13 protein-coding genes are annotated in these 19,009 nt (G+C 53.0%); 3 read left to right on the top strand and 10 right to left on the bottom strand.

Annotation, left to right across the window (positions count from 1 at the left end; translation table 11 throughout):
- Positions 1 to 125: 125 nt before the first annotated feature.
- From EH228_RS07065 to EH228_RS07050, 4 genes are read right to left on the bottom strand one after another with little or no spacing between them, the layout of a single operon-like run.
- Positions 126 to 1,244: an NAD(P)/FAD-dependent oxidoreductase gene (locus EH228_RS07065; protein WP_152320964.1), complete on the bottom strand. Its 1,119-nt coding sequence runs from the start codon at positions 1,242 to 1,244 to the stop codon at positions 126 to 128.
- A gap of 55 nt (positions 1,245 to 1,299) precedes the next feature.
- The gene (locus EH228_RS07060; protein ID WP_152320963.1) at positions 1,300 to 2,073 is read right to left on the bottom strand and encodes an amino acid ABC transporter ATP-binding protein; all 774 of its coding nucleotides are present in this window, start codon (positions 2,071 to 2,073) and stop codon (positions 1,300 to 1,302) included.
- Between the two features lies 1 nt (position 2,074).
- Positions 2,075 to 2,887 carry an amino acid ABC transporter permease gene (locus EH228_RS07055; protein WP_152320962.1) on the bottom strand — a complete coding sequence of 271 codons (813 nt, stop codon included), beginning with the start codon at positions 2,885 to 2,887 and terminating at the stop codon, positions 2,075 to 2,077.
- 57 nt (positions 2,888 to 2,944) lie between these two features.
- Positions 2,945 to 3,775 (bottom strand): ABC transporter substrate-binding protein, encoded by an 831-nt coding sequence (locus EH228_RS07050; RefSeq protein WP_152320961.1) that lies wholly within the window; start codon positions 3,773 to 3,775, stop codon positions 2,945 to 2,947.
- Positions 3,776 to 3,975: 200 nt separating this feature from the next.
- On the opposite strand from EH228_RS07050, the gene EH228_RS07045 reads away from it, so the two are divergent.
- Positions 3,976 to 5,058 (top strand): LacI family DNA-binding transcriptional regulator, encoded by a 1,083-nt coding sequence (locus EH228_RS07045; protein WP_152320960.1) that lies wholly within the window; start codon positions 3,976 to 3,978, stop codon positions 5,056 to 5,058.
- A 79-nt stretch (positions 5,059 to 5,137) separates the two neighbouring features.
- On the opposite strand, the gene fucO is transcribed toward EH228_RS07045, so the two are convergent.
- From fucO to opgB, 4 genes are all read right to left on the bottom strand, one after another.
- Positions 5,138 to 6,289, bottom strand: a complete 1,152-nt coding sequence (fucO, locus tag EH228_RS07040) for a lactaldehyde reductase (RefSeq protein ID WP_152320959.1) — start codon at positions 6,287 to 6,289, stop codon at positions 5,138 to 5,140.
- 455 nt (positions 6,290 to 6,744) lie between these two features.
- Positions 6,745 to 8,346 carry an APC family permease gene (locus EH228_RS07035; protein WP_152320958.1) on the bottom strand — a complete coding sequence of 534 codons (1,602 nt, stop codon included), beginning with the start codon at positions 8,344 to 8,346 and terminating at the stop codon, positions 6,745 to 6,747.
- A gap of 452 nt (positions 8,347 to 8,798) precedes the next feature.
- Complete coding sequence (gene ampH / locus EH228_RS07030; protein ID WP_152320995.1) at positions 8,799 to 9,992, bottom strand: D-alanyl-D-alanine-carboxypeptidase/endopeptidase AmpH; 1,194 nt, start codon at positions 9,990 to 9,992, stop codon at positions 8,799 to 8,801.
- A gap of 147 nt (positions 9,993 to 10,139) precedes the next feature.
- A complete protein-coding gene (gene opgB / locus EH228_RS07025; protein WP_152320957.1) occupies positions 10,140 to 12,434 on the bottom strand; it encodes a phosphatidylglycerol--membrane-oligosaccharide glycerophosphotransferase in 2,295 nt (764 codons plus the stop codon).
- A gap of 613 nt (positions 12,435 to 13,047) precedes the next feature.
- On the opposite strand from opgB, the gene EH228_RS07020 reads away from it, so the two are divergent.
- Positions 13,048 to 14,187, top strand: a complete 1,140-nt coding sequence (locus EH228_RS07020) for a porin (RefSeq protein WP_420841452.1) — start codon at positions 13,048 to 13,050, stop codon at positions 14,185 to 14,187.
- A gap of 283 nt (positions 14,188 to 14,470) precedes the next feature.
- Positions 14,471 to 14,932: a heme-degrading domain-containing protein gene (locus tag EH228_RS07015; RefSeq protein WP_152320955.1), complete on the top strand. Its 462-nt coding sequence runs from the start codon at positions 14,471 to 14,473 to the stop codon at positions 14,930 to 14,932.
- A 167-nt stretch (positions 14,933 to 15,099) separates the two neighbouring features.
- Here the strand turns inward: EH228_RS07015 and rpoD are convergent, their stop codons facing one another.
- The gene (gene rpoD, locus EH228_RS07010; protein ID WP_152320954.1) at positions 15,100 to 16,938 is read right to left on the bottom strand and encodes an RNA polymerase sigma factor RpoD; all 1,839 of its coding nucleotides are present in this window, start codon (positions 16,936 to 16,938) and stop codon (positions 15,100 to 15,102) included.
- Between the two features lie 265 nt (positions 16,939 to 17,203).
- Positions 17,204 to 18,961, bottom strand: a complete 1,758-nt coding sequence (gene dnaG / locus EH228_RS07005) for a DNA primase (RefSeq protein ID WP_152320953.1) — start codon at positions 18,959 to 18,961, stop codon at positions 17,204 to 17,206.
- Positions 18,962 to 19,009: the final 48 nt, after the last annotated feature.

Below are 19,009 nucleotides of genomic sequence, written 5' to 3'. Positions count from 1 at the left end.
ATGTAATGTTCAGGTGCGAAGCCAGTCGACGGATCCAACGGACTGACAGGGTGTTGCGGGGGTAACGGCGCGCCAGCGCGCAATTTTTACTGTTCACAGGCCACATCCCGGTGGCCTGTGATGGTTTAAAAGCGCTCCGCGCGGAACGCCGCAAGCATCGGGTGTTTTTCACCGCTGAGGATTTCACCGGCCAGCAGTTCACCAACGATCAGTGCCAGCGTCGCGCCGGAATGCGTGAAGGCGACAAAGCAACCTGGCACTTTTGCCAGTTCGCCCAGTACCGGATCGCCATCGCCAGGGATTGGCTTCAGCCCTGCCCGGTAACCTGCGGCTTTCAGCGTGGGCTGACCGGCCAGTAGTTTGGCTGACTCTGCCAGCAACTCGCTGATCACGGCGGGTGGGATCTGGTAATTGCCCTGCGCATCCTGAGTGAACTGCGATTCGTACCAGTCGTGATCCATCACCAGACTGTTGCCTGGATTGGGCCGGACCGCAGCCCGTGGCGTATTCAACACCGCTTTCAGGCCATGTTCCACCGGTTCGGTGGTGACCAGCATCGCCACGGGTGAACCATTTGGCAGGGTAACGCCCAGTGGCTCCACTACCTCCGGCGTGTAAGGGCCACAGGCCACCACCACGCTGTCGGCGCTAAAATTGCCGGCTTTGGCGGTTGAGACCCCGGTTGCGATACCTGCCGCGTCGGTAATGACCTGCGCTTTACCTGCCTGGGTCACCAGTTTGCCGCCACCAGAGGTAAATTCTTGCAACAGAAAACGAATCAGATGCGGCAGGCTCACCCAGCCTTCGCCAGGATTAAAAATGGCGCTATCGGCGATCGCCTGGTGAGCAATATTGGGGGTGAAGTTGTCGACCGTCGCCGCGTGGGTCAGGTGGGAATCATAACCGAGCGAGGTTTCATAAGTATGGCGAGCCAGGGTACCTGACGCATCATCTTTACCCCAGTACAGGCCGCCATCAAAACGCAGCCATTCACACTCGGGATGGCGGGCGAACAGGGTCCGGTAACGATCGATACCGGCCATCCGCAGGGCATGATAGGCCAGTGAGCGCTCACCGGCTGAGTTAAGCCACGCCAGTGAATGGCTGGATGCGCCGGATGCAGGCTCGGTCTCGGTAATCAGTCGCACTTCCGCGCCCTGGCGCTGTAGGTGGGTGGCGATGGAAACACCCATCACGCCAGCGCCGATCACGGCGATTTTCTTGCTTGAAGCGGTTGCAGACATGGGGAAAGTTCCTTGTCAGTTAGGGGAAAAGTTATCCGCAGTGAGTCCACACGTTTCACAACACCTCAGAGAGGAATCGGCGCAGGCGGGCAGACTGCGGATGATCAAACATTTGTTCAGGGCAGCCGCTCTCGACGATTTCGCCCTCGTCCATAAACACCACCTGATCGGCCACTTTGCGGGCGAAGCCCATTTCGTGGGTGACCACCACCATGGTCATGCCGCGCTGACACAGGTCGGCCATCAGGTTGAGCACGCCTTTGACCAGTTCCGGATCGAGAGCCGAGGTGGCTTCATCGAACAGCATCACTTCAGGATCCATCGCCAGCGCCCGGGCAATCGCGACTCGCTGCTGCTGACCGCCGGAGAGATCCCGTGGACGGTGATCGGCCCGTTGCGTCAGGCCCACTTCATCCAGTCGTTCGGCCGCCAGTCTGAACGCCTGCTGTCTGGCTAACCCTTTAATCTTCCATGGGGCCAGTGCGACGTTCTGCAACGCGGTGTGGTCGGGGAACAGATTAAAGTGTTGGAACACCATCCCAATCCGCAGACGCAGGGCATCGGGGTGGTCTTTCAGTACAGAGCGTCCCCCCAGCAGCACATCGCCGGATTTAGGTTCATGCAGGCGATTTATGCCGCGCAGCAGGGTGGATTTTCCTGAGCCTGACGGACCGATAATGCAGGTGGTGGTGCCGGGTGCGATCTTCAGCGACACGTTGCGGATGACCTCCAGTACGCCGTAGGCCAGGGTCAGATTTTTCAGTTCCAGACTGGCGCCGTGGAAGGCTTTTTCTTGCTGTGGGTGGGCGGTGATGGTTTGATTTACCATATCATTGTCCTCTTTCCGGCGTCAGGGGAGAGGCGTGGCGGCTGGCCAGCGTACGATGTTGCTGGACTTCATCCACTTCTTTCAGCCCGCTCTGCGCGACCGGCGGTTTACGGCGACCGGTACGGAAACGCACATCAGCGTAGTTCACCAGATGGGTCATCGGCACGGTTATCATCAGGTAGAACAATCCCGCCAGCATTAACGGCGACAGATTACCGCTCAGTACCGCTGCATCCTGGCCAACACGAAATAACTCGCGCTCATTGACCATCAGTCCCAGCAGATAGACCAGCGACGAATCTTTAATGATGGCGATAAACTGATTAACCACTGCGGGCAGTACGCGGCGGATCCCTTGTGGGATGATGATCAGGCGCATTGCGCGGGCATAGCTCATCCCCAGCGCCCGGCAGGCTTCCAACTGGCCTTTCTCCACGCTTTGAATACCAGAGCGGAAAATCTCACCCATATAAGCGCTGGCGATCAGGCTGAGCGCGAAGATGCCCAATGGATAAGGGCTGGGGCCGAAGAGGTGATAACTGAAGCGCGCCAGCCCCTGGCCGATCAACAGGATGGTCAGAATAGAAGGTAATCCGCGAAACAGATCGGTATACACTCGCGCAGGTACACGTAGCCAGCGTGAGGGCGAAATCCCCATCAGCGCCAGCAACAGCCCGATAGTGGTGCCCAATACGGTAGCGGCAACAGAGATAATCAGGGTATTCACCAGCCCGGTCCCCAGCATCTCCGGCAATATTTGTATCATCGATGGCAGGTCGAAGAAGGTCCGGGTCAGGATTGAAACAATATCCATGGCGGTCACTCACTTGTTGCAGGCGGCACGGCAGGGCGTACCGCCGGATTGACAGGATCAGGACTGGCTGGTCTGTGCAGCCGCTGGCAGATATTGTTTCGGCATGGGGGAACCGGGGAACCATTTTATGTAAAGACGCTTCCAGGTACCGTCTTCCATCGCCGCTTTGATGGCTTTATTCAGCGCGGCTTTGAACGCGGGTTTGTCTTTGGCGATGGCAAAACCGGCAGGGGCGTCAAAAGAAGGGATATCCGCGGCATGTACCAGTTTGTAACGGTCGGCATAACTTTTGGCTGATTCATAGTCGAGGAACACCGCATCGACGGTGTCGTTGTTCAGCGCCGCGATTGCCGTGTTGTTATCCGGGAAGCGTACAATATCCGTCTGTTTGAAATGCGCCACGGCATAGTTATCTTGCAGTGTTCCCTGGACTACCGCCAGGCGGTGTTTCGCCAGGCTGTCGACATTTTTTACCCCGCTGTCGCTACGGGTCAGCACGGTGAGGTAACCGGCCAGGTAGCCAGAGGAGAAATCAACGGTTTTTTCTCGCTCAGGGGTAATGCCTATCGCCGACACGCCCACGTCGTACTGGCCGTTCGCGACAGCCGGTAATATCCCGGCAAAATCCAGGCCGATAAAGTCCACTTGCTGAATACCCATCCGGTGTGCGACATCAGTGAAAAATTCGATGTCGAAGCCGGTGAACTTGCCGTTGGCATCGGTAAAAGTATAGGGTTTGGCATCACCGACACTGGCGACTCGCAGGTGGCCGGGTTCGATTAAACCGTAGGGATTATCATGGCTGGCGGCGGGGGCTGCGCCGGAAAACAGGGTGACTGCGGCGAAGAGCAATGCGGCCAGTGCGTGCGGGAGTGTTTGCGATTTCATAATGAGTCCGTTTTTGTTGTCAGTAACATCAACGACTATTGAGAACGGTGTGATTATTAGTATGAGACCGTTCTCAAAGCAGGTGGCTGAGAAGTGACAGGGTGGTTGTGAGACCGGTCTCAAATCAGCTATAGTGATAGTAGGCACAGTCGCCAGAACCCGTCAATCTTCGACAACTCAATCGGTGATTCGAATTTATTATGACCACGATCCTTCCCCGGGGTAAGGCACCCACCGTTGCTGATGTGGCCCGTGAGGCACATGTCTCGAAAGCGCAAGCCGCGCGGGCTTTAGGCGGTTATGGCGCAGTGAGCGAAGAAGTTGCCACCCGGGTCAGTCATGCTGCGGCTAAGCTGGGTTATCGCCCGAACGAGCTGGCGCGTAGCATGAACACCGGACGTTCCAACACCCTTGGGGTGATTGTCGGCGATATCGAGAACCCGCACTTTGGCCTTGCTCTGCGCGGCATCTCCGACGTGGCTCGCCAGGCGGGCTATCACGTGATCCTCAGCAACAGTGATGAGCAGGTGGCGATTGAACAGGAAGCGGTACGGGTGATGCTGGATAAGCGTGTCGACGGCATTATCGTCGCGCCTTGCAGCTCTGCTGCCGCAGATAATCAGCATTTGTTGCAAGTTCTGGCTGATGGCCGCGCGCTAACCCTGTTTGATCGGGCGGTAGACTCTCTGGCGGCAGAGGTTATCAGTGTGGATTTTACCGCCACGGCGCAGGAAACGACGCTGGAATTGCTGAAGTTGGGCCATCGCCGTATCGCTTATGTGACCAGTTTGCACTGTAGGGAAGGGTATCGTCGACCTGCGGATCTGGGATTAACGCCGGTTGTCCAGCGGGTCGCTGGGATGGAACGGGCTTTTCAACACGCGGGTATTGCTTTTCAGCCTGAACTGATCAAGACGGGCGCCAGTGATCCGACCGCGATCAAGCGGATTGTGAGCGATCTGTTTAGTGGGCGTTTGCCGCCAACCGCGGTGATAGCCTCCGACAGTCTGATAGCCCAGGCGCTGCTGCGGGAATTTATCCTGCGTGGTTTGCGGATCCCGCAGGATCTTTCCTTCGTGATGTACGACAATTTTCCGTGGACCGAAATCGTTTCGCCACCGCTGTCGGTGATTGAACAACCGGTATATGAAATGGGACGGGAAGCGGCCCGCCGTGTGATCGCGCAGATCAGAGGCGATAGCGCAGGCGACCAGCCCGACTTCACTACCCATTTTATTCGCCGGGGATCGGTTGCCGCGGTGCCGTCAACCTGCGCGGAATAGCGTTAACCATCAGGGAGACTCCACGCTATCCGGGGGAAGTCTTTGCAGGCAGACAAAGAGTCTGCCTGCAAGCTGAGGATTAATAAATCTGGCGATAGAGTGCGGTAATATCGGCCAGTGTCGCGTCGCGTGGATTGCCACCGGTGCAGACATCATCCAGAGCGGCCTGGGCCAGCGCCGGAATATCTTCCTCTTTCATCCCGACATCACGTAATCTGGTGGGAATGCCGACATCGTCAGAGAGTTTTTTCACTGCCTCAACGGCGGCGATCCGCGCTTCGCTTAACGTTTTGCCGCATATTCCGGAAACCCCCATCGCGCGGGCAATATCGCGGTATTTTTCACCGGTATAATCCGTGTTCCAGGCCATGACATGCGGCAGAATGATCGCATTGGCTACGCCATGCGGCACGTTATAAAACGCCCCCAGCGGGTGTGCCATACCGTGAACTAGGCCGAGGCCCACATTGGAGAAGCCCATGCCAGCGACGTACTGACCCAGCGCCATATCCTCCACGCCTTTTTTATCTCCCGCCACGGAAGCACGTAGCGAACGACTGATAATCTGGATGGCTTTCAGGTGCAGCGCATCGGTGAGTTCCCATGCGGCTTTAGTGATGTAACCTTCGATGGCATGGGTCAGCGCATCAATTCCGGTAGCGGCCTTGAGCGATGGCGGCATACTGGCCATCATTTCGGCATCGATAATTGCCACAATGGGGATGTCGTGTGGGTCGACACACACGAACTTGCGACGGTTTTCCTCGTCGGTTATCACATAGTTGATAGTGACTTCAGCCGCGGTGCCGGCGGTGGTCGGGATAGCGATAATCGGTACGCTTGGGTAACGGGTGTTAGCGACGCCTTCCAGGCTACGTACGTCTGAGAATTCCGGGTTATTGATAATAATGCCAATCGCTTTTGCCGTGTCCTGCGGCGAGCCTCCGCCAATGGCTATCAGATAATCCGCCTGAGACGTTTTAAATATCTCCACGCCATTTTTCACTACGGCGATGGTTGGGTTTGGCACCACTTCATCATAAATAACATAGGGCAGTTGATGTTTATCCAGCAGCGCGGTGACTTTTTCAATAACGCCGGCCTTGATTAAGGTCTTATCAGTGACCAGTAGCGCTTTTTTTAAATTACGTTGGGCGACTTCATTGACAATCTGGGCGATGGATCCGGGTCCAAACCAGGCTGTTTCATTGAGTATCATTCTGTGTTGCATTATGTTCTCCGCTAGCGTGTCCATTTTACTGAAAGTGAAATAGCGTTTTATTTTCTTAAGGAAATATGCGGATGAATGACTCAGCTGGTATTGATTAAGATCATTTCGCGCTATGATAGCGCCTGATTTCTTCTACCTGGCCAGAAAAGGATTTGCCCTGCGTCGCTTTGCCACGGCTTCTTCCCCTGCGGGAGAACAGTGGCGATATGCCGGATAGGGAAGGTAGAACCGTGATGACGTCACCCCAGTGGGGAAGCAGTATAAAGTCAGTGTGGATTTTACGGCGGACCGCCTGATAACCGCGGTGCCGGGAGAGTGTGTATTTGGCTATAAGGTGTTGGCTGAGGGAAAATATCTGCGGGTAAAATAAAGCATGATGTCCGCAGTCCGGACGGTGTTTGGCGGCCTGATGAGCGGCCCGCATGCTGCGGGCCGTCGTGATATCGATTTAACGCTTAATTGTGTGCGTATTTACCGGTTGCCGGGTCATTTTGCCCGGAGGCCAGTTCATCCTCATCGGTAATCTCCGGCACTGACAGACTGGTGATTATCCCCCAGTAGTAGCAGACCAGCGAAGCGATGACGACCAGCACCATATCGGTTGGTGAACTGATGGCGTTGATACCGCCAAATGTCCCCAGATAAGAGATAATCAACACCAACACGTAATAGGCCAGCAACCACCAGGCACATTGCAGGTCGCGGCTGGAGTTTTCGTTTTTCTTGCCAAATAAGGCATAGCCGACCCATGCCAGGATCAGAATGGGGATCAGAATAATATTCACCGACCAGCCGCTCCAGTAAATCAGCAAGGTACTGGCGACAAATGCCAGGGGACTGAGGATCGCGGCCACCGGAAGACGGAAAGGACGCGCCATGCCAGGCAGATGGCGACGGAAAGCGCCCAGACTGACGGGGCCCGGCATATAGGTGAAGACGGTCGCCGAGGTCACGGCGCCAATCAGACCGCCCCAGACCTGGAATTCAGAAGGCAACGTCCAGGCAATTGACAACACCAGTGACAGCCACAGCGCACCGCGCGGCACACCGGATTTGGCATCGACTTCACCGAATATCTTGAACAGGTGACCGTTACGCGCCCATGCGAACAGTACACGGCTGGCCCCGGCCAGATAGATGTTGCCCGTCCCGGCCGGTGAGATAACCGCATCCACCAGAATCAGGTTGATCAACCAGGTGATCCCCAGGCTACGCGCCAGGTCGGCATAGGGTGACTGGAAGACTTTCTTCAGACCATCCCAACCGTTGGCGGACAGTATCTGCGACGGTACGGCGCCCATAAAGGCATATTGCAGCGCGATGTAGATAACAAAACTGACGGCGATAGCGATTAAAATGGCCAGTGGTACGTTGCGTTGTGGGTTTTTCGCCTCGCTGGCAAAGTCGACCGCCTGACGGAAACCCAGATAGGCAAAGACGATACCTGCGCCGGTCAGTGAAGTGAAGACGCCGTGCGCGCCGCCGGGTGGAGGAGGGGGGACATCCAGATTCGCGCCATTGAAGTAACAGAACAGCGTGATAATGGTCAGCAGCGGAACGATGAATTTAAAGGTGGTAACGATAGTGTTCACCCGACCGAAGAAACTGACGCTCCAGTAATTCAACAGGAAGAAGAGCACTAATAACAGGATTTGTACGGCAAAACCGAGGGTGGATGGGCTCCCGTCAGCATTGCTGACCGCGGGCCACCAGAACTGGGCATACTGGCGTACCGCTTCCACTTCCACACCTGCGGTACTGGTATAAGCCAGCAGCGAGCTGACGCCAATCACAAACCCGACGACATTGCCATGTGAGAAGTTAGGGTAGCGAACAAAACCGCCAGCACGGGGAATGGCGGCTGACAGTTCGGCAAAGACCAGGCCTATCAGCAGCACAATAATCGCCCCCAGGATCCATGCCCAGCCGGTTTTCGCTCCGGCATAGCCTGAACTGGTCAGCGCCGCGTACAGCCAGCCGGACCCGATCATGGATCCGATACCCAGCAAACTGAGATCAACCAGTCCTAATTTTTGTTTAAATGCACCCTTAGCCATAAGAACCTCATGTTGTGATAACGTGGCTGATTTATTGGACAAACCATTCTTATATTGTGTTGCGCAGACAGGGGATAAAGCATATTTTGTGCCAGAATAAACGGGCCGACATACGTCAGGTTGTCAGTGTGTTGGCTGCCCCCATTTCCCTGCTTCATTGTGTTTATTCTTGTTGCTGAGAAGGTTCTTTATTGCTGCCTTTTCTTGACTGGAATTATTTGGAGTGAATAACGAAACGTATGGAAATTTTTTGTCAAAAATAGTGTGGTGGAGCAGAGAGGATAATGCTGGGGAATAGTGCATTATGCTGGAAAAAGGACCGCAAGACATGATGATGTGTTCGTCTACAGTGCGGAATGCACCTTAATGATCCATTACCGCATCAAGACAATCAAAATTTACATATTGGTATATACCCGGTAATCATTGACGCTTATCACCGGGGAAGGGCATTAATTTGACATAATACTGGCGGCCAGGTGCGCACTGCCCGGCGTATTACCAATCAGCTCGGTGAGCAGATTGTTAATCCCATCGCTCATCGCTTTGAAATGGGTCTGGGAGGAACGCGTCACCACGATAAATGCCCCCACGCTGTATTGTGGAACCATCGCGATATAGGTGATAAAACCGCCACCGCCGCCGGTTTTCTGGATAATGCCGGGCCGCCCGTCTTGCGGAGCCAGATAGACCCAGCCCATGCCCAGTGCCGAAGCTTTACCTGGCACATCCATGCCGCTGATCTTAGTCAGTTGGTTACGTTGATAAATCATGGTCTGGATACGGTCTGCCTGCGATGAGCGGGCATGGACATCCGAAGAGAGGAACTGCTGCATCCAACGGCCCATATCATCCGGTGTGGAGTAGAGCCCGCCGCTACCAATTGCCGCCAGCGTGTTGATACAGGGGCTGGCGCCTTTTTCTGCCACCATCAACCGGGAACACTGTTCGGGCGAAGGCGTAAAAGTGGTGTCCTTCATCCCCAGCGGACGGGTTATCTCGCGTTGCAACAGGGCTGGGTAAGGTACGCCAGCAGCATGCGACAGCGCATCACCCAGCAGATCGAATCCAAGGTTCGAATAGGACGCCTCGGTTCCGGGCTCAATTTTCAGATGTGCACTATTAAGCCAGTTCCAGCGTTGGTTATGGGTCGGCCAGACAAACACCGGGCGGTGTGCTTTGCCGCCAGGCTGCTCGCGCGGCAGGCCGCTGGTATGGGTTGCCAGGTTGATCAGGCGGATGGTCTGCCCGGCATAGCTCGGTACGCTGTAGCCACGAGGCGCATATTTGCTCAATGGGTCATCCAAACGCACCACCCCTTTTTCCGCCAGTTTGACCAGCAATTCGCTGGTCATTAGTTTAGTCAGGGAAGCAATACGAATAACCGAGTCTTTATGTGGACGAACGGGACTGCCCGGACTCACCGATCCCTGGCTGGCAAACACGCGCTGGTTGGTGTCAATGACGACCATTGCCATACCCGTGGCTTTGGTATCGGCGTAAATGCTCTGAGCGTAGCGGTCAACAATTTGAGAGGCCAGCAGTGGATCGGGGGCGGATTGTGCCTTCATCTCACAGAACGGAAGGACGACAACAAACAGGGTCAGCAGACGGTGAACAAGGGATTTCAACGTATGGGTATCCATCAAGATTGAGCAGAAAGGTACTCGCATAGTAATCTGTTTTTAACAGGAGTAAAAAGACGTCTTCTGACTTTTTTAGCGTGAAAGCATGGAATGCAACAGGCGCCAGCATGGTTCGACAATGCGCCGGCGCTGTTGTCCCGCCCAGAATTATTTAGCGGATACTTTCAGGCTGATAAGGCCGATCCCCAGTTTGCGGGCCGCAAAGCCATCGATCGCTCCTTCAGATGTTTCTTCCGGGGTGGGAGGACGGATCTCTATTGTTCTCGCCTGTTCCGGATTGCTGAATTGCAGCCTGACCGTGCTGTCGGTCTTGTCCAGGTTGAATTGCTGCGTCACGTTGCCGACTTTTATCGTAAACGGATGCTGGCTATTAGCGCCGAAGGCCCGGGCTGTCAGCTCCAGTTCAAACTCAGCGGGGAGCGGCTGCTGATATTCAAGGCTGACTTCTGGCTGTAGATTGGCATCCGACCAGCGTCCACCCCATGGTTCAATAAACGATAGCCCTGTCACTTTCGCCACCTGTTGCGGCAGTCCTGGCAGAGCGAACAGAATGCTGTCTGAAGTGTATTTCAGGTCATCATCGGCAATTCGTAGCTGGGCGACAGTGCGTTGATATTGTGCGTCACTGTGTTGATCCGTGTTCTTAAAGGCGATACGGCCCCGTGTGACGCCGGGATTGACTTGTTCAATGGTCGGCGGCGAGTTGAGCGTGCCGTCGGCGACGCAAAGATGAGTATTCAGTTCCAGCTTCGGGTCCCAGACATGACCCATTTTGAAACAGCGATCAATCCAGACAAATTTTTCATCTGCGGCAAAGTGTGATAACTGCTGCTTCAGCGGTGAGGCCAGGTAGACATCAAACTTGGGCTCAATTTTATTTGGCATGACCGACAACAACATCGGAAGCTTGAAATGTACGCCAGAGAAACTGAAGGTATTTTTCGCTGTGTCGATTTGGTAGTCAGAAATGGCTTTCGGGAAGTTCCATAGCTTGATGATATCCGGTTTCCACTCATTCACTTTCTTTTTTATATTCATATAGGTAGTCGATAGCGAAGTGGAGGAAAGACTGCTGCGGCCCAGACCGATAAAGTTATCACCGCCCATCGCATCCAGTACCGTGGCGCCGTTGTCCAGCGTACTGCGCTTCACCGGGATCACTTTGCTGGCGACGTCATCACCACGCAGCATGAAGAACAGATCGTGGCGATTATGCTGGTTAAGGTATTTCCAGGCGGTATTGTTCATGGCCAGATGATCGGAACTGACCACAATAATGGTGTTTTTGAAGTAAGGCGTGGCCTGAATGCGTTGGATAAGCCGGGCGATATGCTGCTGGCTACAAGCCACCGCTGCAAATGACTTATTTGGTTTACCGTCATAAGGGTACGTTTTGCGATCACAACTACGGGAAATAAAACCGTCAGGATGATGCGTATCCACCGTTAGTGCAAACAGTGCAAAAGGGCGGTTTTGCTTAGCCAGTTCCAGATACTGATCAAACACCAGGTCCAACAGCGTGTCGTCATACCAACCCCAGTCATTGCGGTAGTTCGGGTCTTTCACCACACTTTTCAGCTCATTAAAGCCATACAAATGGTCGAAACCGTGCGAGGAGAGGAACAGATCCTTACCGGCAAAGCTCAGGTTGGCCCCTTGATAGAAATAGTTCTGGTAGCCGGATGATTTCAGGATGTCCCCCAGGCAGACAGCCTGCGGGTAGAACGTCGAGAGTGAGCTGGAAGCATTGCCGTCAAACGGTGCAAACAGAGGAATACCACATTGCGAGGCGACCATTCCGGCGATGGTATATTCGGTGCCTGGCAATTGCTCAGTATTGCTGAAGTCCAGCGAGTTGTTTTTAATTTTACTCAGTTCAGGCGCGAGGTCAGGGAAGGCTTTTTCATCGAAATAGGTACGTTCCAGACTCTCGGCATAGATGTAAACCAGATTCGGTTTGTTGCCGCTGATCTGTTTGGTCGGCGTTTTATAATAGCTGTAAAAATCGGAATTGCCTTTCCCGGTCTGCGATTTAATCAGGCTGGTCACCTGGCGATAAGCCGGGGTGGTTTTGATCGAGGAGACAGCCAGTAGCAGGGCCAGAATGCTGTACAGGATACTGTAATGATGGTTTTTGCGCAGACGCAGGAGCCAGGCGAGGAAAGCAAACAGCAAAACCAACCCCAGAATAAGGCCGATACCCGGCAGAATATATTTCCCGACACCCGCGCCGCTCAGGCTGTTGGTAATGGTGTAAATCACCGCGTCATTGATGCCGTCGCCAGTGAAATAATTGCTCGCCAGCATTGAAGCATTCAAAAGAATATAAACGACGAGGAGCAGTAATATGGCTGAAAACCACAGTCTGTTTTTGCCTGCCTTCCATGTGTACAGCGTTATCGAGGCGATAAAAAGAATTAGTGAAAGCAATTCTGAACTCATTGGTTTTTTTTTACCCTCAAGTGGCACAATCCCTGGCCGGTGCTGGCGATGTTTACAGTCGTGATGCAAGCGGATTAATTTAACGTAGTGCATGACCGCTGGCAATCCAGCGATAGTGGCGGGGAGAGTGGGCAGGCCGGTTTATTGCATTCTGTTTATGTTCGGTTGAGTTTTATGTTAACGCTGCTTGACCGCAAAGGTGCGATCGCCATCGGATGAGGGCCGCTGTTTCAACGGAGACCATGAAAAACTGGATTTGTTCGGATGGTGTTCACCTCGGCAGGTTCTTCTTTTGTGTCTAATCTTTGCAGACCTTTTGTCAGACTATGTCATGAAATCTACTGCATTTATTTTTTTTGTTAAAAAAATAAGATTTAAACGAGGGTGGTGAGTTAAGCGATAGATAACTCTGTGTATGACATCACGTAAATTAGGCACTAAATGCTCATAACCATGTTTAAAAATTACATTTGAAATATTTCCTTAAACATTTCGTTAGGAATGTCGCACTAAATGGTCATTTAAATGCGCGTTTTGTCATAACTCCCGGGATATTATCTTGCAGGGTACTATGTTGCAATTTTTCACTAGGGATACAAAAATGTTAACAAAAATGCGTGTTTTATCTCAGGCCATTGGCCTGGGGCTGGCTGTGGGCAGTGCGTCTTTTGCTGCACATGCTGAAATAACGTTACTTAAGGCGGATCCTCAGCCGGGTGACCCACTCAGTCGCCTGAATTTCACCGTGGGGGGGAGTATTCGTCCACAGTTCAATGATATGTCAGGGGATGGTGATAAAGGTTCTTACAAACGCAATGGTTACGACGGGGGGACCCGTTTCCGTTTCTCGGCTGATTATTACCTGTTTGATGACATTAGCTGGGTCGGTTACTACGAACTGGGTGTGAATATTCCGGCGCTGTTTAACTGGGATGACCACTATGCTCAAGGCGCAAACAACACCAGCCGCCGTATGTTGTATACCGGTTTCCAGAGCAAGACCTGGGGTAAAATGACCTTTGGTCAGCAGAACAGTGTTTACTACGATGTCGTTGGCGTCAAAACCGACGCCTGGGATTACGATATGGTGGCTCAGGCACCGGGCAACGGTATTAACGGCGACTACGATGGATCCTATCGCTCTCGTAAAATGCTGAAATACAAAAACACCTTCGGCGATGCGGATATCTACGCCTCTTACCTGTTTGATGATAATGAATACCTGCCGGGGAATGGCCTGCGCTACAAGCGTAAGGGCGGTGGCTCGCTGGGGGTGGATTATCACCTGACGAACGATCTGACCTGGGGTACGGCATGGAACTACACGCGTGCGGATATGCGTAACCCTGGCACAGAAGATTCCAAAAACTGGAACCAGAATATCTACGGTACGGCTCTGAGCTGGACGCCAGGCCAGTGGACCTTGTCTTTTGGTGGCGGCTACTACCAGAACTTCCTGACGACCAAAAAAGTTGATGTGCATAACTACTTCGCGGGTAATGCATGGGGTATCGAATATTTTGCCGGTTACACTATCCCGGTTGGTCAGTATGCGGTTAAGAGCGTGATGCCTTACTTTATGGGCGACCGTCTGCAGTATGTTAACGATCGCAACTACCAGCGTATCGATAACGGCGTCGGGGTGTCTTTCAAACTGGATTATGGCTTCCGTGTTGATTATGAGCACGTCTTCACCTCCAGCACTGACAACCTGGGTGATATGAACCTGGTACGCCTGCGCTACGATTTCTAATGTTTTATGTCCCCCGCCAGATGCGGGGGACGTATTATTTATTCTCCTTTTCCCTCGTTGCAAACTGGATTCATCGTTGCGTCATGCATTTTTCCTCCGGGGAGACGGTTCGCGTTGCCCTGTCAGTGCGTGCAGGTCCCACGTTTTGTCAGCGACGGGCCTTGCAGAAGGTTAAGAAGGTGATCGCGTTCTCAATATGAAATTTTAATTTCATATTTACATTTTTGAAAAAAATAATTAACTATGCTGAGTGCTCCACCATGATTCCCATTTGGAGAGCAGCATGTCCCTTATTCCCACCCCAGAAACCCTGTTGCAGCAAGAAAAACTTGTCCGCCTGAGCGGGTTCAGTTTTACCGATGCCTGGACGATTGGTGTCGCCATTCGTCAGCGCGCAATACAGGAAAATGCCCCGATTGCTATTGAGGTGTATGCCTTTGGCCAGGTCCTGTTTACATCTACGTTACCCGGTTCCAGCGCTGAGAACCTGGAATGGATCGCCCGCAAGCGTAATACTGTGCTGAGAAACGGCCACGCTTCGCTCTATACTGGCGAGAGTAATGAGGCTGCCGGAATACGCATGGCAGCGATGAATTTTATCGATCAACAACGCTATACCGATCACGGCGGCAGTTTCCCGCTGTTGTTGGTCTCCGGCGGTATCATCGGTGCGGTCACCGTGAGCGGACTGCCTTCTCATGAAGATCATGCACTGGCGATGTGGGGTATTCAGCAAGTTTTGTAATCGCCTGGTAGGGCGTGGTTGCGAAGTATTACATTATTTTGTTGCGGTGTAGGGGCGGGGCCAGGCTACGTGCAATGGCGAGCGGGCGTGAGATTCATTGATGCCGCAGGCCATAAAAAAAGCCCTTGCATGCAAGGGCTTGTGACTTTACTTGTTACGCGAACGGATTAATCGTCCAGGAAGCTACGCAGTACTTCAGAACGGCTTGGATGACGCAGTTTACGCAGCGCCTTCGCTTCAATCTGACGAATACGCTCACGGGTAACGTCAAACTGTTTGCCGACTTCTTCCAGCGTATGGTCAGTGTTCATATCAATACCGAAACGCATCCGCAGTACTTTCGCTTCACGGGCGGTCAGACCGGCCAGTACGTCATGGGTAGCTGAACGCAGACTCTCGGAAGTCGCTGAGTCCAACGGTAGCTCCAGAGTGGTATCTTCGATGAAATCGCCCAAATGTGAATCTTCATCATCACCAATCGGCGTCTCCATAGAGATCGGTTCTTTGGCGATTTTCAGCACCTTGCGGATTTTATCTTCTGGCATTAACATCCGTTCGGCCAACTCTTCCGGCGTTGGTTCGCGGCCCATTTCTTGCAGCATCTGGCGCGAGATACGGTTGAGTTTGTTGATTGTCTCAATCATATGCACCGGAATACGGATGGTACGCGCCTGATCAGCGATGGAGCGGGTAATCGCCTGACGGATCCACCATGTAGCATAAGTAGAGAATTTATAACCGCGGCGATATTCAAACTTATCCACGGCTTTCATCAGACCGATGTTGCCTTCCTGAATCAGGTCGAGGAACTGCAGACCACGGTTGGTATATTTCTTGGCGATAGAAATAACCAGACGTAAGTTAGCTTCAACCATCTCTTTCTTCGCCCGGCGCGCTTTCGCCTCACCGATAGACATGCGGCGGTTGATGTCTTTAACCTGCTCAATGGTCAGACCGGTTTCTTCCTCAATCTGCGACAGTTTCATCAGGCTGCGTTGCACATCTTCAGCGACGTCTTTCAGCTTTTCAGACCAGGGTTTGTTCATTGCCTGAGCGGTTTTGAACCAGGTTTCGTTAGTCTCGTTACCGGTGAACAAGGTGATGAAGTTCTTTTTCGGCATCTTACAGGTTTCAACACACAACTTCATGATGGTGCGTTCCTGGGTACGGACGCGGTCCATCATGGTACGCATGCTGTTCACCAGGTAGTCGAACTGCTTCGGTACCAGGCGGAACTGTTTGAAGACATCGGACAGATTCTGGATCTCGCTAATGGCGTCGGCGTGACTGCGTCCTTTAGCTTTGATAACCGTACGGGTTTTTTCGTACTGTATCCGCAGGTCGTTAAACTTCTCCCGGGCCAGTTCCGGATCGATGCTATTGTCATCTTCAGCGCTGCTGTCATCAGACTCTTCATCGTCGTCGTCGTCACGTTCCTCTTCAGTGAGTTCAGAGCCGACGTGCGTGGCGGTCGGGGCAATATCTTCTTCCGCGTTCGGATCGACAAAACCAGCGATCATGTCGGACAGGCGGACTTCACCCGCTTCAACGCGATCGTATTGTTCCAATAAATAGGTGATGGCTTCAGGGTATTCAGCAACGGAACACTGGACCTGGTTGATACCGTCTTCGATCCGCTTAGCGATGTCGATTTCGCCTTCACGCGTCAATAGTTCAACGGTCCCCATTTCGCGCATATACATGCGCACCGGGTCAGTGGTACGTCCGATTTCCGATTCAACGCTGGATAACACTTGAGCGGCGGCTTCGGCAGCATCCTCATCGGTGTCGCTCGTGTTCTCGTTCAACATCAGATCATCGGCATCAGGTGCTTCTTCCACTACCTGTATACCCATGTCGTTGATCATCTGGATGATGTCTTCGATCTGATCGGAGTCGACGATATCTTCCGGCAGATGGTCATTGACCTCGGCATAGGTCAGATAGCCTTGCTCCTTACCACGGGTGACAAGTAGCTTCAGCTGTGACTGCGGGTTTTGCTCCATAAGACGGTATCCACACTTCTGTTAAATTAGATTAGTGTCGGTCGGCTAAGCCTAAGCAGCCAACAATAACAGTGAGGGCGTTGGTTTATTGCCGCTGCCCATCATGGCGGCTGCCAGACTCAATCTGGCGGATAATCGGCACTTAAGCCGCTTGGTATTCTGACCGAGGCTATCTTGCTTGCCATTTTTTATCTGCGCAGTGCGCATAAAAACTGACGACGCCAATAACGCCTCTGGTTTCGGTATGCTGTTCAGTAAAATGAGCTTATTTTGCGTTTCTGTTTTTCTCTAATACCTGGTTGAGTGAACTGACTTCTTTTCGTTCTTCTGGTGTCAGTCCCTGCGTCCGTGCGCGCGCAATCAACTCTTCAAGCCGGCGCTCCAGTGCCGCGTCGTACATGCTGGCCAGCGCGTCTTTAAACATGGTTTCCATTTCATCTTCTACAATCATGTGGTTCCATGTGGCCAGAGTTTCAAGGCTCTGGCTAAATTTTGTTCCGCGATATAATTCCAGTAGCTGTCCGGTGGTCAGGCCGGGCTGGGCAAGGCAGGTGCCCACTAACTCGACAAACAGTGGAAAGCCAGCCATATCTGAATGCTCCAGACCATCCAGTGACGGTACCAGCGCCGCCAGCGCCGGGTTCTGAATCAGTAACCCAATCAGTATACGCATGGTTGTACGTTTTAGCTGCGGCTGGGGGGGTGATTTCACACTCTCTCCCTGTTTGGGCAGCAGCTTTTCTAACTGGCTATCGTCCAGGATCCCCAATTTGTTGCCCAATTCCTGACGTAAATAAATTCGCAACGTCTCGCCGGGGACCTGGCTAATTAACGGTATTGCCAGCGTACTCAGCTGCGCGCGGCCATCGGGGGAGCGCAAATCCACCTGCGGCATTAGTGTATCAAACAGGAAAGCGGAGAGCGGCATAGCTTGCTCGATCCGGGCTTCAAACGCCTCTTTCCCTTCTTTACGCACCAGTGTATCCGGATCTTCGCCGTCAGGCAGAAACATAAAGCGTAGCTGACGACCGTCATTCATGTAAGGTAATGCTGTTTCCAGTGCCCGCCAGGCGGCTTCGCGTCCCGCCCGATCCCCGTCGTAGCAACAAATAACATTTGCGGTAGTCCGGAACAGCAACTGAATATGTTCAGCCGTGGTGGACGTCCCGAGCGAAGCCACCGCGTAATCAATGCCAAATTGCGCCAGCGCCACCACGTCCATATAACCTTCAACGACCAGCAGTTTCGCGGGTTCAGGTTGCTTCTTTTGTGCTTCATACAGGCCGTACAACTGGCGGCCTTTATGGAAAATATCGGTTTCCGGCGAGTTAAGGTATTTGGGGAGAGCGTCACCCAATACGCGTCCACCAAAACCAATCACCCGTCCTCGCTTATCGTGGATCGGAAACATTATCCGTTCGCGAAAACGGTCATAACTCCGGCCCTGCTCATTGGTGACCAGCATTCCGGCATCGGCAAGCGCCTTTCGATCATCCGGGTTGCGACCAAATCGCTTCAGGGCATGGTCCCAGCCTGCTGGCGCGAAGCCAATGGAAAAATGCCGGATAACATCATCGCTCAGGCCACGCTTGTTGAGATAGTCGCGCGCGGCCGATGCCTGGGTCTCGGAAAGCGCCTGTTGATAAAAATCACTCAGGCCGCTCATCAGTTGATACAGGCTCTGTCGCTGGTGACGCTCAAACTGGCTGGGGCCGGTACCGCTCTCATACGGCACTTCCAGTCCATATAATGTGGCCAGTTCCTCTATGCTTTCCACGAATTCCAGACGATCATAATTCATCAGAAAATCAATGGCATTACCATGTGCGCCACAGCCAAAGCAGTGGTAAAACTGTTTTTCACCGTTGACGGTGAAAGAAGGGGTTTTTTCGTTATGGAATGGACAGCACGCGTGATAGTTCTTGCCTTGTTTTTTTAGCTTTACGCGAGCATCGATAAGATCCACGATGTCCGTGCGCGCCAGCAAGTCATTGATAAATACGCGTGGAATTCGTCCAGCCATAGGCCCCGGTTTATCAGTTCATAAACGAGAACAAGCCGCGCATTCCTT

The sequence above is a fragment of the Erwinia endophytica genome, from assembly GCF_009295515.1.
GTDB lineage: Bacteria > Pseudomonadota > Gammaproteobacteria > Enterobacterales > Enterobacteriaceae > Erwinia > Erwinia endophytica.
Note: the sequence above shows the minus strand (reverse complement) of the source record. Positions and strands in the feature narration are given on the sequence as shown.

What these genes read in the sequence shown, in the direction of transcription:
- EH228_RS07015 (WP_152320955.1), top strand. Translation starts at nt 14,471, where the DNA reads ATGTCCCTTATTCCCACCCCAGAAACCCTGTTGCAGCAAGAAAAACTT.
- EH228_RS07050 (WP_152320961.1), bottom strand. Translation starts at nt 3,775, where the DNA reads ATGAAATCGCAAACACTCCCGCACGCACTGGCCGCATTGCTCTTCGCC.
- opgB (WP_152320957.1), bottom strand. Translation starts at nt 12,434, where the DNA reads ATGAGTTCAGAATTGCTTTCACTAATTCTTTTTATCGCCTCGATAACG.
- EH228_RS07020 (WP_420841452.1), top strand. Translation starts at nt 13,048, where the DNA reads ATGCGTGTTTTATCTCAGGCCATTGGCCTGGGGCTGGCTGTGGGCAGT.
- EH228_RS07055 (WP_152320962.1), bottom strand. Translation starts at nt 2,887, where the DNA reads ATGGATATTGTTTCAATCCTGACCCGGACCTTCTTCGACCTGCCATCG.
- dnaG (WP_152320953.1), bottom strand. Translation starts at nt 18,961, where the DNA reads ATGGCTGGACGAATTCCACGCGTATTTATCAATGACTTGCTGGCGCGC.
- EH228_RS07035 (WP_152320958.1), bottom strand. Translation starts at nt 8,346, where the DNA reads ATGGCTAAGGGTGCATTTAAACAAAAATTAGGACTGGTTGATCTCAGT.
- EH228_RS07060 (WP_152320963.1), bottom strand. Translation starts at nt 2,073, where the DNA reads ATGGTAAATCAAACCATCACCGCCCACCCACAGCAAGAAAAAGCCTTC.
- EH228_RS07045 (WP_152320960.1), top strand. Translation starts at nt 3,976, where the DNA reads ATGACCACGATCCTTCCCCGGGGTAAGGCACCCACCGTTGCTGATGTG.
- EH228_RS07065 (WP_152320964.1), bottom strand. Translation starts at nt 1,244, where the DNA reads ATGTCTGCAACCGCTTCAAGCAAGAAAATCGCCGTGATCGGCGCTGGC.
- fucO (WP_152320959.1), bottom strand. Translation starts at nt 6,289, where the DNA reads ATGCAACACAGAATGATACTCAATGAAACAGCCTGGTTTGGACCCGGA.
- ampH (WP_152320995.1), bottom strand. Translation starts at nt 9,992, where the DNA reads ATGGATACCCATACGTTGAAATCCCTTGTTCACCGTCTGCTGACCCTG.
- rpoD (WP_152320954.1), bottom strand. Translation starts at nt 16,938, where the DNA reads ATGGAGCAAAACCCGCAGTCACAGCTGAAGCTACTTGTCACCCGTGGT.